The sequence below is a fragment of the Nocardioides salsibiostraticola genome (assembly GCF_054783655.1).
Window position 1 is genome coordinate 104,613 of the sequence record NZ_BAAGQD010000014.1, and the last position, 15,690, is coordinate 120,302.

Annotated in this window: 14 protein-coding genes; 10 read left to right on the forward strand and 4 right to left on the reverse strand. The window is 68.4% G+C overall.

Features of this window, described 5'->3' with window-relative positions:
• The 4 genes from ACYVLV_RS07895 (at position 1) to ACYVLV_RS07910 (ending at position 4,019) form a co-directional block, all read left to right on the forward strand.
• The gene (locus ACYVLV_RS07895) at positions 1-408 is read left to right on the forward strand and encodes a hypothetical protein (RefSeq protein WP_460809003.1); all 408 of its coding nucleotides are present in this window, start codon (positions 1-3) and stop codon (positions 406-408) included.
• Positions 405-2,156: a VanW family protein gene (locus ACYVLV_RS07900; protein ID WP_460809004.1), complete on the forward strand. Its 1,752-nt coding sequence runs from the start codon at positions 405-407 to the stop codon at positions 2,154-2,156. Before ACYVLV_RS07895 ends, ACYVLV_RS07900 begins: the two co-directional genes overlap by 4 nt.
• An 86-nt stretch (positions 2,157-2,242) precedes the next feature.
• A complete protein-coding gene (locus tag ACYVLV_RS07905) occupies positions 2,243-3,121 on the forward strand; it encodes an esterase/lipase family protein (RefSeq protein WP_460809005.1) in 879 nt (292 codons plus the stop codon).
• Between the two features lie 10 nt (positions 3,122-3,131).
• Positions 3,132-4,019, forward strand: a complete 888-nt coding sequence (locus ACYVLV_RS07910; RefSeq protein WP_460809006.1) for an alpha/beta fold hydrolase — start codon at positions 3,132-3,134, stop codon at positions 4,017-4,019.
• On the opposite strand, the gene ACYVLV_RS07915 is transcribed toward ACYVLV_RS07910, so the two are convergent.
• The gene (locus ACYVLV_RS07915; protein ID WP_460809007.1) at positions 4,006-4,947 is read right to left on the reverse strand and encodes a GNAT family N-acetyltransferase; all 942 of its coding nucleotides are present in this window, start codon (positions 4,945-4,947) and stop codon (positions 4,006-4,008) included. The genes ACYVLV_RS07910 and ACYVLV_RS07915 overlap by 14 nt on opposite strands.
• A gap of 72 nt (positions 4,948-5,019) precedes the next feature.
• Between ACYVLV_RS07915 and fdxA the strand changes: the two genes are divergently transcribed.
• From fdxA to ACYVLV_RS07940, 5 genes are all read left to right on the forward strand, one after another.
• Positions 5,020-5,346, forward strand: a complete 327-nt coding sequence (gene fdxA / locus ACYVLV_RS07920; protein WP_460809008.1) for a ferredoxin — start codon at positions 5,020-5,022, stop codon at positions 5,344-5,346.
• Between the two features lie 2 nt (positions 5,347-5,348).
• Positions 5,349-6,470 (forward strand): succinyldiaminopimelate transaminase, encoded by a 1,122-nt coding sequence (gene dapC / locus ACYVLV_RS07925; protein WP_460809009.1) that lies wholly within the window; start codon positions 5,349-5,351, stop codon positions 6,468-6,470.
• A gap of 4 nt (positions 6,471-6,474) precedes the next feature.
• On the forward strand, positions 6,475-6,690 hold the full coding sequence (locus tag ACYVLV_RS07930) for a hypothetical protein (RefSeq protein WP_460809010.1): 216 nt from the start codon (positions 6,475-6,477) through the stop codon (positions 6,688-6,690).
• A 181-nt stretch (positions 6,691-6,871) separates the two neighbouring features.
• Positions 6,872-8,071, forward strand: coding sequence for a DUF1611 domain-containing protein (locus tag ACYVLV_RS07935; protein ID WP_460809011.1), 1,200 nt, complete (start codon positions 6,872-6,874; stop codon positions 8,069-8,071).
• The gene (locus tag ACYVLV_RS07940) at positions 8,068-9,222 is read left to right on the forward strand and encodes an alanine/ornithine racemase family PLP-dependent enzyme (protein ID WP_460809012.1); all 1,155 of its coding nucleotides are present in this window, start codon (positions 8,068-8,070) and stop codon (positions 9,220-9,222) included. Before ACYVLV_RS07935 ends, ACYVLV_RS07940 begins: the two co-directional genes overlap by 4 nt.
• On the opposite strand, the gene ACYVLV_RS07945 is transcribed toward ACYVLV_RS07940, so the two are convergent.
• From ACYVLV_RS07945 to ACYVLV_RS07955, 3 genes are all read right to left on the reverse strand, one after another.
• On the reverse strand, positions 9,124-10,089 hold the full coding sequence (locus tag ACYVLV_RS07945; protein WP_460809013.1) for a hypothetical protein: 966 nt from the start codon (positions 10,087-10,089) through the stop codon (positions 9,124-9,126). The two genes, ACYVLV_RS07940 and ACYVLV_RS07945, sit on opposite strands and share 99 nt — an antisense overlap.
• Positions 10,090-10,218: 129 nt before the next feature.
• The gene (dapD, locus tag ACYVLV_RS07950) at positions 10,219-11,181 is read right to left on the reverse strand and encodes a 2,3,4,5-tetrahydropyridine-2,6-dicarboxylate N-succinyltransferase (protein WP_460809014.1); all 963 of its coding nucleotides are present in this window, start codon (positions 11,179-11,181) and stop codon (positions 10,219-10,221) included.
• Between the two features lie 46 nt (positions 11,182-11,227).
• Positions 11,228-11,968, reverse strand: coding sequence for a sulfotransferase family protein (locus tag ACYVLV_RS07955; protein ID WP_460809015.1), 741 nt, complete (start codon positions 11,966-11,968; stop codon positions 11,228-11,230).
• Positions 11,969-12,278: 310 nt separating this feature from the next.
• Here ACYVLV_RS07955 and ileS point away from each other — a divergent pair, with 310 nt between their 5' ends.
• Complete coding sequence (gene ileS / locus ACYVLV_RS07960) at positions 12,279-15,629, forward strand: isoleucine--tRNA ligase (protein WP_460809016.1); 3,351 nt, start codon at positions 12,279-12,281, stop codon at positions 15,627-15,629.
• The last annotated feature ends 61 nt before the right edge of the window (positions 15,630-15,690 follow it).

Below are 15,690 nucleotides of genomic sequence, written 5' to 3' on the forward strand. Positions count from 1 at the left end.
ATGACGCGTCTGGTCATCGGGGTACTGCTCCTCCCCGGTGGGGCGACCATCGGCACCGCGGCCACGCTGGTGCACGACACCGTGTGGGGCCTGCCTCTGGCCATCATCAGCGTGATCGTCACCGTGCGGGCGCTGCCCGCGGGCGGACCCCGGGTCGGGTTCGCGCTGGGGTGGTCCGCTGCGGTGGGCGCCTTCACCGTGCCCCGACCGTCCGGTGACTATCTCGTGGCCGGAGGCGTGACGGGGTACCTGCTACTCCTGACGGCCCTGGTCTCGGTGGTGGCGGCGCTGGCCACCGTGCCGCCCCGGTCCCGGGACGGATCCCCAGAGAGATCCCCAGCCAGATCGTCATCCGATTCGCCTGCCGATGCGGAATCCCAGGAATCCTTTCCTACGATGGCGCCGTGAGCCAGAACCCCAAGAAGTCCGGCACCACTCGGGACGACGACAAACGCGAGCGCCCCGGCGGTCGCCTGGTGATAGGGATCGTCCTCGGACTCGCGCTGCTGGTGGGTGGCGGGTACGCCGCCGCCTACTACGCCGCAGGCGACAAGGTCCCTCGCGGCACGACCATCGAAGGCATCAGCGTGGGCGGAAAGACCCCCGCCGACGCTGCCGCCGCCCTCCAGGACGCGCTCTCGGTCCGGGACTCCGCCAAGATCTCCGTGGCGGTCGGGAAGAAGACGGCGGAGTTGATGCCGGCGCGATCCGGCCTCTCGGTGGACTACACCGCGTCGGTCGCTGAGGCCGGCGGCGGCCGCACCTGGAACCCGAGCCGGCTGTGGGACTACTACACCGGCGGCGATGATCTCGACGCCGTCGTCGATATCGACCAGAGTCGACTCGACGCGGCGTTGGCCGAGGCGGCGGCACCGGCTGAGTCGGCTCCCCGGGACGGGGCCGTCGATCTGAGCAAGGGCCGGGTCCAGGAGACCAAGGCCCGGGTCGGCCAATCCGTCGACACGGTGGCAGCACGCGAAGCCGTGATCGCGGCGTACCTCTCGGAACCGAAGGACACCGCGACGCTGCCGCTGGTCGAGATCGCCCCCGAGATCGATGACAAGGACGTACGCACCGCCGTCGACGACTTCGCCAATCCAGCCCTGTCCGGTCCGGTGACGCTGATGTTCGACAAGTCGCCCATCAAGCTCGACCCGCGCCAGTACGCCCCTGCCCTGAGCCTGGAACCGGTCGATGGCCGGCTCGAACCCCGCGTGGACCAGGCCGAGTTGACCACCCTGGTGGAGTCCGCGACCAGCAACGCCGGAGCCCCCGTCGATGCGACGGTGGCGATCGTGGACGGCAAACCGAAGGTCATCCCCGCCAAGCCGGGCGTCACCTTCGAACCCGACGCGGTCGCGGCGACCTTCTTGGACCTCGTCACCCGCGCCGAGGGGGACCGTGTGGTCGAGGTGGAGGCCGTGGTCGATCAGGCCGACTTCACCACCAAGGACGCCCGCGCGCTCAAGATCCGTGAGCAGGTCTCGTCGTTCTCGACGTTCTTCCCCTACGCGGAGTACCGGAACATCAACATCGGACGCGCGGCAGAACTGGTCAACGGCACCGTGCTCAAGCCCGGTGAGATCTTCTCGATGAACGACATCGTGGGGGAGCGGACCCGCGAGAACGGCTTCACCGAGGGCTTCATCATCAGCGACGGGATCTTCACCGAGGACCTCGGCGGTGGGGTCTCGCAACTGGCGACCACGCTGTTCAACGGCATGTTCTTCGCCGGACTCAAGGACATCGAGCACAAACCCCACTCGCTCTACATCGACCGATACCCCGTCGGCCGCGAGGCGACGGTGGCCTTCGGCGCCCTGGACATGCGCTTCGAGAACGACACGCCGTACGGCGTCCTGGTCCAGGCCACGGTCGCACCGGCCTCGCCGGGAGGTCAGGGTGAGCTCAACGTGTCGATGTATTCGACCAAGATCTGGGACATCACCACCGACGAGTCCCCGCGGCGCAGCTTCACCGAGCCGGGCTCGCGCACGCTGAAGACCCCGGGATGTACGCCGAACACCGGCTACGGCGGGTTCACGATCGATGTGTTCCGCTACTTCCGCGAGGCCGGTCAGAGCGCGCTGGAACGCACCGAGAAGTTCACCACCGTCTACAAGCCGTCGGACACCGTAGTCTGCAAGGAACCCTGAGTGCCGCAAGGCCGCCGGCCAGAGGGTGTCCACGGGGTGTGCGACCTCTGGCGGTGATCGTCATCACAGGGCATCGTTAGCGCATCATGCGCTCCCTTCTCGCTGCCCTGGCCCTTGCCGCTCTCACGATCACCGGTGCCCTCACCGTCCCTGCGGCGGCCTCGCCGCCGGCTCCTGCGGTGGCCCGGACCGCGAATGGGCCTCTGCTGCCCTTCCCGACCTCACCGGCGGGGGACCCGCCGGGAGCCAACAACTGGTCCTGCAAGGCGACGAAGAAGCGACCGACCCCGGTGATCCTGGTCCACGGCACCTTCGGTGACCGGAAGAACCTCCTCGAGGGGCTCTCCGCCGCGATCAGCGGAGCGGGCTTCTGCGTCTACTCCCTGGACTACGGCAACCGCGGCACCGGGGGAATCGCGAAGTCCGCCCGGCAGTTGAAGACGTTCACCAACCGGGTCCTGCGTTCCACCGGAGCCAAGAAGGTCTCCATGGTCGGCCACTCCCAGGGCGGCATGATGCCGCGCTACTACATCAAGTTCCTCGGCGGGAAGAAGAAGGTCGATGACCTCGTCGGCATCGCACCCTCCAACCACGGGACGGCCGTCACCGGCGACAGCAACCCGATCTCCGACCTGGCCCTCGGTCTGCTCTGCAAGGCGTGCCTGCAGCAGTCGGCCGGTTCGCCCTTCCTGCGTCGGCTGAACCGGGGCGACGAGACCCCCGGCAACGTGAGCTACACCCAGATCACCACCCGCTACGACCAGGTGGTCGTCCCGCACACCTCCGGCTACCTCAAGCGCAACGGCCGGGGTCGGATCGCCACCAACGTCACCCTCCAGAACGTGTGCCCGAACGAACTGGTCGAGCACATCTTCATCCCGACCAGCAGCGTCACCATCCAGATCACGATGAACGCGCTGACGCGGCGCGGGCCGGCTCAACGCTCCTTCCGACCCGTGTGTTGAGCAGGCGCTGATGGCACGAGGTCGGGTGCCGCTACCCCAGGGGGCCGTCGCCTGGCGAGAGGGGGGTTCGCTGCGCCGCGTCGCGGGCCGCGAGACCTTCATCCGGGACAGTGACCCGACAGCGGGCACATCGCCCCTGGTCCTGGTCCACGGCTTCCCGGGTTCGTCATACGACTGGCGGGATGTAGCGGAGGTCCTGGCCCGCACCCGGCGCGTCATCACGTTCGATCTACCCGGGTACGGCTTCTCCGACAAGAGCCCGACAGCCGACTACTCCCTGTTCACCCAGGCCGACATGGTCGAACGGCTTCTCGCGGACCTGGGCGTCGAGTCGTGCGCGATCGTCGCCCACGACATGGGCGACACCGTCACCGCCGAGTTGGCCGCCCGCTTCAACCGGGGGCAGTCCGCCTGCTGCATCGAACAGATCGTCCTGAGCAACGGCTCGATCTTCATCGATCAGGCCGAACTGACCCGCGGTCAGCGACTGACCCTGCGACTGCCCGCTCGGGCCACGCCGTTCCCGCTGCCGACGGCGGTGTTGCGGCGCAGTCTCCAGGAGAGCTTTGCCGCGTCGGCGCCGGGCCCGCCGGGTGCGATCGACGAATTGGCGGCCCTGGTCCAGCACGACCGCGGCGACCGGTTGCTCCCGAAGCTGATCCGCTACATCGACGAGCGGCGGGCCCACCAGCGGCACTGGACCGCCGCGCTGGTGGAGTACGACGGCCCGTTGGCGCTGATCTGGGGCGCACTCGACCCGATCGCGGTGGTTGCGATGGCGCATCGGCTCGTGGATCTCCGCCCGGCCACCGAGGTGCGGCTGCTGGCCGACGTCGGCCATTGGCCCAGCATCGAGGCGCCGGACCGGATGGCGCAGGAGCTTCTCAGTCTGTTGTGACTGAGGTGGGCTGACCGGGGGTGAGGTACCGGTATCGGTGATGTTCGACGAAGCCGAGGGCGTCGTACAACGCCAAGGCGGGTGCGTTGTCGCCCAGCACCTGCAAGTACGCCGTGCGGGCACCCTGCTCGGCACCCCACTCGAGCAGCTCGGCCATCACCGCGCGGCCCAGACCGTGACCGCGGTGCTCCTCGTTCACCTGGACCCCCCGGAAGCCGACCCAGTCCGCGGCGTACGCACCGATGCCGCTGGCCATCTCGACGCCGTCGCGATGCAGGGCGGCTCGGACGACACCCGGGGCCAACTCCGCGAGGCTCAGGTCCGAGGTATCCGTGCCGCGAGCGGCGCGAGTCGCCATGGCCACGCCGGTCAAGCGGAACGACGTGTCCGCCGGGGTTCCGATCGGGTCCTCCGGCACCCAGCCGGCGGCCAGGAGTCGCTGCTCCTGGGCCGAGTCGGACAGCACCGCAGCGACCGGGCGCTCGTAGGCCGCGAGGACCTGGGCCAGGTCGTCCTCGACGCCCGAGTCGCTGAAGGCCAGGGCCGAATTGGCGCGGCGAGCACTCTGGGATGCGCTGTGGCGCAGGAGCCAGCCGCCCAGCGGGCGGGTCTCCAGATCGGGGAACAGGTGCCCGGCGCGCACCTGCGCGTCGTACGGCTCGATCCGCAGGCGGGGCGAGGGCTTCGGCGGCACCGGTTTGCCCGAGACGATGGTGGACAGCGGGATGCGCACCGGGGCGCCGCTCTCGGGTTGGACGACGCAGGCGTCGTCGCCCCACGAGAGGCAGATCCCCAGGAGGTCGGTCATCGCGGGTCCGCCCGAGGGCCCGGTCTCGCCGATCAGGACCCGGCGGACCACGACCCGCAGACCTACGACGTGGGGTCCCAGTCCGTGTCCGGCTGATGGGGCAACCGATGCGGGGGACACAGGTAGATACTAGGCTGTCCGAAGCCCGGTCAGCCGGGTCATCCCCACTCGCGTGACCCTCAGGAGGACCTGGTGACCTACGTCATCGCCCAGCCTTGCGTCGACCTCAAGGACCGTGCGTGCGTCGACGAATGTCCTGTCGACTGCATCTACGAAGGCAAGCGGATGCTCTACATCCAGCCCGATGAGTGCGTGGACTGTGGGGCCTGCGAGCCGGTGTGTCCGGTGGAGGCGATCTTCTACGAGGACGACACCCCGGAGGAGTGGAAGGGCTACTACGACGCCAACGTGCACTTCTTCGACGACCTCGGTTCGCCCGGTGGCGCCGCAAAGATGGGCGAGATCGACAAGGACCACCCCCTCGTCGCGGCGTTGCCCCCGCAAGAGCACGACGAGTGACCTTGCCGGCCTCTCCCGTCACAGGGAGGGTCTCCGGGCGGTTGCCCGACTTCCCGTGGGACAAACTCACGGCGTACGCCGAGCGCGCTCGATCGCACGACGGCGGGATCATCGACCTGTCGGTGGGCACCCCGGTCGACCCGACCCCGCAGATCATCCAGGACGCCCTGCGGGCCGCGACCGACTCACCGGGCTACCCCACGACGATCGGTCTGCCGGAAACGCGGCAGGCGTGTGTCGACTGGCTGGCCCGGCGCGCGGGCGTGACCGGGCTGGGTGTGGACCAGGTGCTCCCGGTCATCGGGTCCAAGGAACTCATCGCCTCCCTGCCCACCCACCTCGGTCTGGGCCCCGATGATCTGATCGTCTATCCGCAGCTGGCCTACCCCACCTACGAGGTCGGGGCAGCGCTTGCGGGAGCCAGGTCGTTGGCCGCGGACTCGTTGACCGCCGTGGGACCCGAGGTCCCGGCCGTGCTCTGGCTGAACTCACCGGCCAATCCCAGCGGCAAGGTGCTCCCGATCGAGCACCTGCGCAAGGTGGTCGACTGGTGCCGCGACAGGGGCACCCTGCTGATCTCCGACGAGTGCTACCTCGAATGCTCCTGGGACACCGAGAATCCTCCGGTCTCGATCCTGCACCCCGACGTGTGTGGTGGTTCCTTCGACGGCATCCTCGCGGTGCACTCGCTGTCCAAGCGGTCCAACCTGGCCGGCTACCGCTGCGCCTTCGTGGCCGGAGACACCGCGGTGATCGCCGAGCTGCTCGCCGTACGCAAGAACCTCGGGCTACAGATGCCCGGTCCGCAACAGCACGCGATGATCGCAGCCCTGGACGATGACGAGCACGTGGCCGAACAGCACGCCCGGTACTCCGCTCGCCGGAGTGTCCTGCGAGCGGCCCTCGAGCAGGCCGGGTTCCGGATCGACCACTCCGAGGCCTCGCTCTACCTCTGGGCGACCCGCGACGAGGACTGCTGGGCCACCGTCGACTGGTTGGCCGATCGAGGGATCCTCGTCGCTCCGGGGGCGTTCTACGGTGCGGCCGGCGCTCAGCACGTGCGGGTCGCCTTCACGGCCACCGACGAACGCGTCGGTGAGGTTGCCGGGCGACTGGCACACTGACGAAGTGAATCGACCACCCTCCAAGCGCCTCAACGCCGTGGTGGATCGAGCCCAGAGCCGGTCGATCTGGTGGTTCGTGGCCCTGGCGGTGCTGGTGGCGTTCATCCCGGTCTCCACGCCGGTCACGATCGGCCTGTACGTCTTCCTGATCGTGATCTGCTGGGTTCCGATGGGGGCGGCCATCCGCGACGGGTTCAGGCGAGGTCGCACGGGCCGCTGACTGATGGGCTGGGCCATAGGCTGGCCATGGGTTGGGGAATCGTCGGCTCCGGCACTTGCCGCTACCATCACAAATGTCTAGGCAGGTTGCCAGACTTCAGGGAAGATTCCCCGATCGCGGACGCACGCTCGTCCCGACGATCTTGTCGCCTCCTCTGGCTTATCCAGAGGAGTATTTCGTTTTGTCGAGCCCATCTGTCACCTCGTCTTTCACCCGGTTCCGTCCGGTCGTCACGTCCCACGTGCCCTCCGCCGCCGCGGTTGAACCGATCGAGCCGGTCGTCCCCGAGGGGTCTCTCTCGGTGATCCTGTGCGAGGGACAGTTCGGCGACCAGGACGGCAAGACCGCCAACGGGCTGGTCCGGCACTCCGAGCGGTATGACATCTCCAGCGTGATCGACAGTCGGTTCGCGGGCTCGGACTCCGGTGACCTTCTCGACGGATCGGCCAACCAGATCCCCGTCCTGGCCGGGCTCGACGAGGCGATCGCCCACGCCGGTCGGCTCCCGGACTACCTCATCTGCGGGCTGGCGCCGGCGGACGGGTTGCTGTCGTCCTCCCAGCGCACCGCGATGCTCGACGGCATCGCCCGCGGGATGCACATCATCAACGGGCTGCACGAGTTCCTCAACGACGATCCCGAGTTCGTCGCCGCTGCGCTGCTGAACCGGGTGACCATCACCGACGTACGCCGCCCCAAGCCCACCCGTGAACTGCACCTGTTCTCCGGTCGCATCTTCGACGTGACCTGCCCCCGGATCGCGATCCTCGGCACGGACGGGGCGATCGGGAAGCGCACCACCTCGGTGCTGCTGGTCAAAGCGCTCAACGACCAGGGCATCAAGGCGGTCTTGGTCGGCACCGGGCAGACCACCCTCATCCAGGGTGGGAAGTACGGCGTCGCGCTGGACGCCCACGTCCCCCAGTTCTGTTCCGGTGAGGTGGAGAACCAGGTGGTCGCGGCCTTCGAGGGCGAGGACCCCGACGTGATCATCGTCGAGGGGCAGGGCGCCCTGAGCCACCCGGCGTACATCACCACCGCGCACATCCTGCGCGGGTCACGCCCGCAGGCGGTCATCGTCCAGCACGCGCCGCAGCGCAAGGTCCTCGGCGACTTCCCGATGGTGGCCATGCCGACCGTGGCCAGTGAGATCGCAATGATCGAGGCGTTCGTCGACACGTCGGTCATCGGGGTCACCATCAACCACGAGGACATGGACGACGACGCGGTGAGCGCAGCGATCGTCGACTACGAGGCCGCACTGGGCCTGCCCGTGACCGATGCCCTGACCCGACCGGCCGACCGGTTGGTCGACATGGTGCTGCGTGGTCTGCCGCAACTAGCCGCGAAGCGTCAGCGTCGCCCTCTCGACGTCATGTGACCACCCCACGCCTCCAGGTGGACCTGGGGGCGCTGACCGCCAACGCCAGGAGCCTCGTCGACCCGCTGGGCAAACGGGGGATCCTGGTCACCGGCGTCGTGAAGGCCGCCCTGGGGTCACCGGAGGTGGGGCGGGCGATGCTGCGCGGGGGAGTGGTCGGGCTCGGCGACTCCCGGATCGAGAACCTCGAGCGCCTGCGTGCGGCGGGCGTACGCGCGCCGCTCACCCTGACCCGCTCCCCGATGCTCAGTCAGGTGGGGCGCGCGGTGACCTCCGCGGACATCAGCCTCAACTCGGAACCCGCAGTGGTCGCCGCGCTCTCGGCCGCGGCGTTGTCCCTGTCGCGGGTCCACGACGTGATCCTGATGGTCGAGCTGGGCGACCTGCGTGAGGGCCTGCTGGGCGCAGACCTGGTGGACGCTTCCCGGCTGGTCGTGGCGCTGCCGGGGGTGCGATTGCGTGGAGTGGGGACGAACCTGGCGTGCCGGAGCGGAGTCGTGCCCGACCAGGCGAAGATGGACGAGCTCTCCCGTCTGGTCGAGCAGGTCGAGCAGGCCTGCGGGATCACCGTGGACATCGTGTCCGGCGGGAACTCAGCCAGCCTCGAGTGGGCCCTCGGTGAGGCCGAGACGGGCCGGATCAACCAGTTGCGGCTGGGCGAGTCCATCTTGTTGGGCGTCGAACCGTTGCAGCGTCGCCCGCTGCCGGGTCTGCGCACGGATGCGTTCACGCTGGTCGCGGAGGTCATCGAGGCTCGCCGCAAACCGTCCCGACCGTGGGGTCGGATCGCTCAGGCCGCCTTCGGCACGGCGCCGCCGGCACCAGACCTCGGCGAGATCAACCATGTGGTGCTCGCTCTGGGCCAGCAGGATGCCGACCCGGACGGGCTGACCCCGCCCGTCGGAGCCACCGTCCTGGCCATGAGTAGTGATCATCTGGTCCTGGACGGAGGTGTCCACCCGATGGCCCTCGGTGATGAGGTGGCCTTCGGCGTGAACTACAGCGCGCTGCTACGGGCGATGACCTCGCCGTACGTCGCGGTGGAGACGGGGTCAGCTGAAGACGTCGACGTGGACGTGGTCCCGGTGTTCCAGGATCCGCCGGTCGCCCGCGCGGTCGGGGGCGTCGTAGTCACGCCAGCCCTGGGCTGACCGACGCGCGGTCCAGATCCGATCGTCGAAGATCACGGTGGCGACATCGAGGCGTTCGGCGTGCGCGACGAGGTACTGCGCCACCGCCCAGCCCCGGGTCTTGTTCGCGCTGCTGATCGGCCGGTAGAAGATGTCGACGGCGCGGCCGTCGTAGTGGGCGGACCCGGGGATGTGTCCGTCGCGGACCCCGCCAGGCGCGAATCCGCCCAGCGTCTGGTCGCCGAACGACGCCACGACCTGTTGGCGGACGATCTCGGCCCGCGCGGTCAGGCCCGAGTCTCCGAGTTCGTCGGCCTCGTCGTCCGCATCAGAGTCGATCTGACAGGTCAGCGCCGCTTGTGAGTTGCCGCTGAGCGCGGAGGCGAGGGCCCGAGCGTCGGCCTCGTGGTCGGCGTACGCGTCTGGGAAGCCGGAGCGCTGGACCTCCTGGGCGGCGACGGTGATCTCCAGGGACCGGTAGTCACCGATCTTGACCAGCGCGTCGTAGAACCGGTTGGTCGCGTAGATCGGGTCCTGCACCTCGTCCACCGACCCCCAACCCTGGGATGGACGCTGCTGGAAGAGGCCCAGGGAGTCCCGGTCGCCGTAGTCGAGGTTGTAGAGATCCGATTCCTGGTACGCCGTCGCCAGGGCGATCGAGATCGCCCGGGCCGGAAGCCCGCGCCGGATGGCGATGGAGGAGATCAGCGAGGCGTTCTCGGCCTGTTCGATGGTCAGGTCGACCGTGTGGTCATCGACGGTCACGGTGCATCCGTCGCTGCGCAGGAACCCCGGCCCGGTGCCGGAGCGCACCAGGCTCACGCCGACCACGATGATCACCGCCAGGGCAATCAGGCCGACGAGCCCCTGGATCCCCGCGCGTCTCATGGCCCCTAGTGTTCCGGACGCCCCCAACCCCGCCGAGTCGGCGCAAGTTGACGCCGGAAACGGGCTGAGTCGGCGCTAATTCGAAAAGAAGCGCCGACTCACCGGTCAGTTCGCCGGCCGACTCGGGCTTCAGTTGGCGTGCAGGGCCTCGTTGAGGGTGACGCCATCGGCCTTCCACGCCACGGCCTCGACCGCGCCGCTGACCGAGTTGCGACGGAACAGCACGTTGTCGGCGCCGGAGAGTTCGGCGGCCTTGATGACCCGGGACTCGCCGTCGGTCTCAGGCAGCGTGACCTTCGTCCCTGCGGTGACGTAGCAACCGGCCTCGACCACGCAGTCGTTGCCGAGGGAGATGCCGAGCCCCGAGTTGGCACCCAACAGGCAACGCTCTCCGATGGAGATGACCTGCTTCCCGCCGCCCGACAGGGTGCCCATGATGGAGGCGCCGCCACCCACGTCCGAGCCGTCCCCGACCAGGACGCCGGCGGAGATGCGGCCCTCGACCATGGAGGCGCCGAGAGTTCCGGCGTTGAAGTTCACGAAGCCCTCGTGCATCACGGTCGTGCCCTCGGCGAGGTGGGCGCCGAGGCGGACGCGGTCCGCGTCGGCGATCCTGACCCCGGTGGGGATCACGTAGTCGACCATGCGCGGGAACTTGTCGACCCCGAAGACGGTGACGTGGTGACCGGCGGCCCGCAACCGCTGACGGGTGGTCTCGAAGCCTTCGATGGCGCAAGGACCGGCCGAGGTCCACACCACGTTGGTGAGGAGCCCGAAGACGCCGTCCATCGAGATGGTGTGGGGGACGACCGCTCGCGACGAGAGCAGGTGGAGTCGCAGCCAGACCTCCTCGGTGCTGGTCGGCGCGGCCTGCAGGTCCGCGATCTCCACCAGACGCACCTCGCGACGTACGCCGCGGGACGAGTCGCCGCCGGCGAGGTCGGTGAACTCCTCCGAGGCGCTGGCGCCGTCCGGCGCACTCCCCAGGGCAGGGGAGGGGAACCAGACGTCGAGTACGGCGTCGTTCACGTCGACGGTGGCGAGGCCGAAGCCCCAGGCGGAGGTGGGTGCGGCAGCAGAAGGGTTCGTCACGAGAGACAAGCCTACGGACCGACGGCTCGCCTTCTCGAGTGGTGTCTCAGGTGACGGGGTAGCCGAAGATCTGGAGGTCCCGGCGGTACAGCTCCGCAATGCGATGTCGTACGCCGGCCGCCACCGGATCGGGTGCTCCGGTCGAGGTCGAGTTCTTGCGGGGCAGGGCCGCGGGCGGGAGCCCCAGTCGCTCACTGATGGACCCCATGTCGTCGGCAAACGTCTCCAACCGTCCCAGATAGTCCACTCGGGTCAGGTCGATCAGCCGGCTCTGGGGGGCGATGTGCCGGTCGGCGGCGTCGAGGTCCAGACCCGCGGCGTACTCGACGAAGGCGGACAGGTCCTGCATCGACTCGTGGGTGGGGGCGTCGAACTCGAAGTAGTTGGCGTCCACCACCTTGTTGCGCCAGGCCGAGATGAACCGGTCGACCGGGTGCCGGACGAAGGCGAAGGCGAAGTAGTCCTCGACGAGAGCGGTCGGGTAGCGCAGGTTCACCGCACCACGGACGTCCAGGACGACGCCGTTGGCCTCGAAGTGTTCGAAGAGCGACCGGGTCCCGACCTTGGCGACCCGGAACCAGAGGAACCGATGTGCGTGGGAGATGGTCAGGTTGTAGCCCCGCGGGGAAAGCAGGCCGCTGCGCACCGAACGGCGGCGCAGGTTCTGCACGATCTCGCGGGTGGCCGGATCCAGGGTGATCGGTTTGTCCTCGCGGGTGCGCAAGGACTGCGCACTGATGGACTCCTCGGCCAGGAGCTGGCGGGCGCGCGCAGCGTGATCGTCCACAAGTGCAGGGTAATGCCGCGGCCCGATCGCAGATACTGATTGGTCAGCCGTTGCGGGGCGGGGATAGATTGTGCGCATAGGCGTTCGAGCCGTCATCAGCGGTGAGCCTCCGGAAGAACGGTCGTCAGACTCAGTAGAACCGGACGGGTAGGCCCGTCACAGCCGTGAACGAGAGGTCGCATCCTGGGTCGAGCAGTCGACCGGAGTTGCGGCAAGCGGGGTGGTACCGCGGTCCTGGCAGTAGCCGAGGGTCGTCCTCGTGGAACAGCGATGACTGACCACGACGCGCGACCTACCGCAGGAGACCCCCATGGCCTACCCCCAGGCGTTCACCGGAGCCGAAGGCCCCGACGGCACCACGCAACCGGCGCCGGTGACCTCGAGCCCGGACTTCCCGCGGATGGAGGAGCGTGTCCTGGCCTACTGGAAGGCCGACGACACTTTCAACGCGAGCGTCGAGCAGCGCGAAGCCGGCGACGACGGTGACAACGAGTTCGTCTTCTACGACGGACCCCCGTTCGCCAACGGGCTCCCGCACTACGGCCACCTGCTCACCGGGTATGTCAAGGACCTGATCCCGCGGTATCAGACGATGCGCGGTCGTCGGGTCGAGCGCCGCTTCGGTTGGGACACCCACGGATTGCCGGCCGAGCTCGAGGCGATGCGGATCAACGGCATCAAGACGACCGAGGAGATCCACGAACTGGGGATCGGAGCGTTCAACGCCGCCTGCCGTGAGTCGGTCTTCACCTACACCGAGGAGTGGCAGGAGTACGTCACGCGCCAGGCGCGGTGGGTCGACTTCGACCACGACTACAAGACCCTCGATGTCGACTACATGGAGTCGGTCATGTGGGCCTTCAAGACCCTCTATGAGAAGGGTCTGACCTACGAGGGCTTCCGGGTGCTGCCCTACTGCTGGAACGACGAGACCCCGCTGTCCGCGCACGAGCTGCGGATGGACGACGACGTCTACCAGAACCGACAGGACCCCGCCGTCACCGTTGGCTACCAGCTGGAGGGGACCACCACGAACTATCCCGACCCGGCTGCACCGCTCGCCGGCGCCAAGCTGCTGGTCTGGACGACGACCCCGTGGACACTGCCCGCCAACCTCGCGGTCATGGTCGGCGAAGACATCGACTACGTCGTGGTTCGCTCGGAGGTCACCGGCTCGCCCGAGCACTTCGTCATCGCCGAGGCGCGGCTGGCGGCGTACGCGCGCGAGCTGGGTGAGGACCCCGAGATCCTCGCCCGGATGAAGGGCGCCGACCTGGTCGGGCTGACCTACACCCCGCCCTTCTCCTACTACCTCGGCCACGAGAACGCCTTCCGAGTCGTCGCTGCCGAGTTCGTCACCACCACGGACGGAACCGGCCTCGTGCACACCGCCGGTGCCTTCGGTGAGGACGACAAGGTGGTCACCGACCGCGAGAACATCGAAGCGGTGATGCCCGTGGGCAAGGACGGCAAGTTCACCGCGCCGGTCAACGAGTACGCCGGCATGCTCGTCTTCGACGCCAACCCCCACGTGATCGACCACCTCAAGGCCGCCACCCAGGACGGTCCGCTGGTTGAGGTGCCCGACGAAGGAGGGCTTCGAAACCGAGGATCCGTCACCCCCGGCACCGTCCTGCTTCGCCGCGAGACCTACGACCACTCCTACCCGCACTGCTGGCGCTGCCGGGAACCGCTGATCTACAAGGGCGTCTCGTCCTGGTTCGTGTCTACGACCAAGATCCGTGACCGGATGCTCGAGCTCAACCAGGAGATCCGGTGGGTGCCCGAGCACGTGAAGGACGGGCAGTTCGGCAAGTGGCTGGAGAACACCCGCGACTGGTCGATCTCGCGCAACCGGTTCTGGGGCTCCCCGATCCCGGTGTGGCGCAGCGACGACGAGGCGTACCCCCGGATGGACGTCTACGGGTCGCTCGACGAGATCGAGCGGGACTTCGGCGTACGCCCCACCGACCTGCACCGGCCCTACATCGACGAGTTGACCCGACCGAACCCCGACGACCCGACCGGCAAGTCCACGATGCGTCGGGTCACCGACGTCCTGGACTGCTGGTTCGAGTCGGGGTCGATGTCGTTCGCGCAGGTGCACTACCCGTTCGAGAACGCCGAGTGGTTCGCCGGTACTGAACAAGCCGACGGCTCGCGCCGCGGCGGGCACTTCCCCGGGGACTTCATCGTCGAGTACATCGGTCAGACCCGCGGCTGGTTCTACACGATGCACGTCCTGGCCACGGCGCTGTTCGACCGACCGGCGTTCTCGGTCTGCGCTTCGCACGGGATCGTGCTGGGCTCCGACGGCAATAAGATGTCGAAGTCGTTGCGCAACTACCCCAACGTCTACGAGGTCTTCGACCGTGACGGCGCGGACGCCATGCGCTGGTTCCTGATGTCCTCGCCGATCCTGCGCGGTGGCAACCTGATCGTCACCGAGCAGGGCATCCGTGACTCGGTCCGCCAGGTGCTGATCCCGTTGTGGAACAGCTGGTACTTCTTCTCCCTGTACGCCAATGCGGCCGGTGAGGGCTACACCGCTACCTGGTCGACGGCCTCCGAGGACCCCCTGGACCGCTACCTGCTGGCCAAGTGCCGTCAGTACGTCGAGGCGATGACCCACCAACTCGACAACTACGAGGTCGCGAACGCCTGCGACTCGACCCGGTCCTTCCTCGATGTGCTGACCAACTGGTACATCCGGCGCTCGCGCGAGCGTTTCTGGGCCGTCGGCGGCGAGGTCGACGAGGGTGCGTTCAACACGCTCTACACCGTGCTCGAGGTCGTCTGCCGGGTCACCGCGCCGCTGCTTCCGCTGACCACCGAAGAGATCTGGCGTGGACTGACCGGTGGTCGCTCGGTGCACCTGACCGATTGGCCCTCGGTCGACGACCTACCCGGTGACGACGCTCTGGTTGCGGGCATGGACCAGGTGCGCGAGGTCTGCTCAGCGACCTCCGCGCTGCGCAAGAGCGGCAACCTGCGCAACCGGTTGCCGTTGGCCGGGCTCGAGATCGTCGTCACCGACCCGACGGTTCTGGCCGGGTTCGAGTCGATCGTGGCCGACGAGGTCAACGTGAAGTCAGTGCGACTGGTCGCGGCCGAGTCGGACGAGGGGGCGGCGTACGGCGTGGAGCAGAAGTTGACCGTCAACGCCCGGGCCGCCGGACCGCGGCTGGGTAAGGACGTTCAACTCGCCATCAAGGGCTCCAAGTCGGGGGACTGGTCGGTGGCCGAGGACGGCACCGTGACGTCCGGCGGGCTGGCCCTGGTCGAGGGCGAGTTCACCCTGGAGACCGTCGCGGGCTCCGATGTCGGATCCGCGATCGGGATGCTGCCCGGAGACGGTTTCGTCGTCCTGGACACCGAGGTCACCCCCGAACTCGCCGCCGAGGGTCTGGCTCGCGACCTGGTCCGTGCCGTCCAGCAGGCTCGCCGCGACGCGGGCTTCGACGTCTCGGACCGGATCGCCCTGACCATCGGTGGATCGGACGAGGTGCTCGCGGCAGCCCGCACCCACGAGGCGTTGATCTCCGGGGAAACCCTGGCCACGTCGTACGCCGTGGGCGAGGTGGGTGACTCACCGTCCCCCGCCGTCGAGGTCCAGGTGGGCGACAACCACCCCGCCAGGATTGTCCTCTCCCGCACCTGACACACGAAGTTCGCCAGATGGGGCTCCCAAGTTCGCCGAATGGGGCCTCGAGATCGGTCAG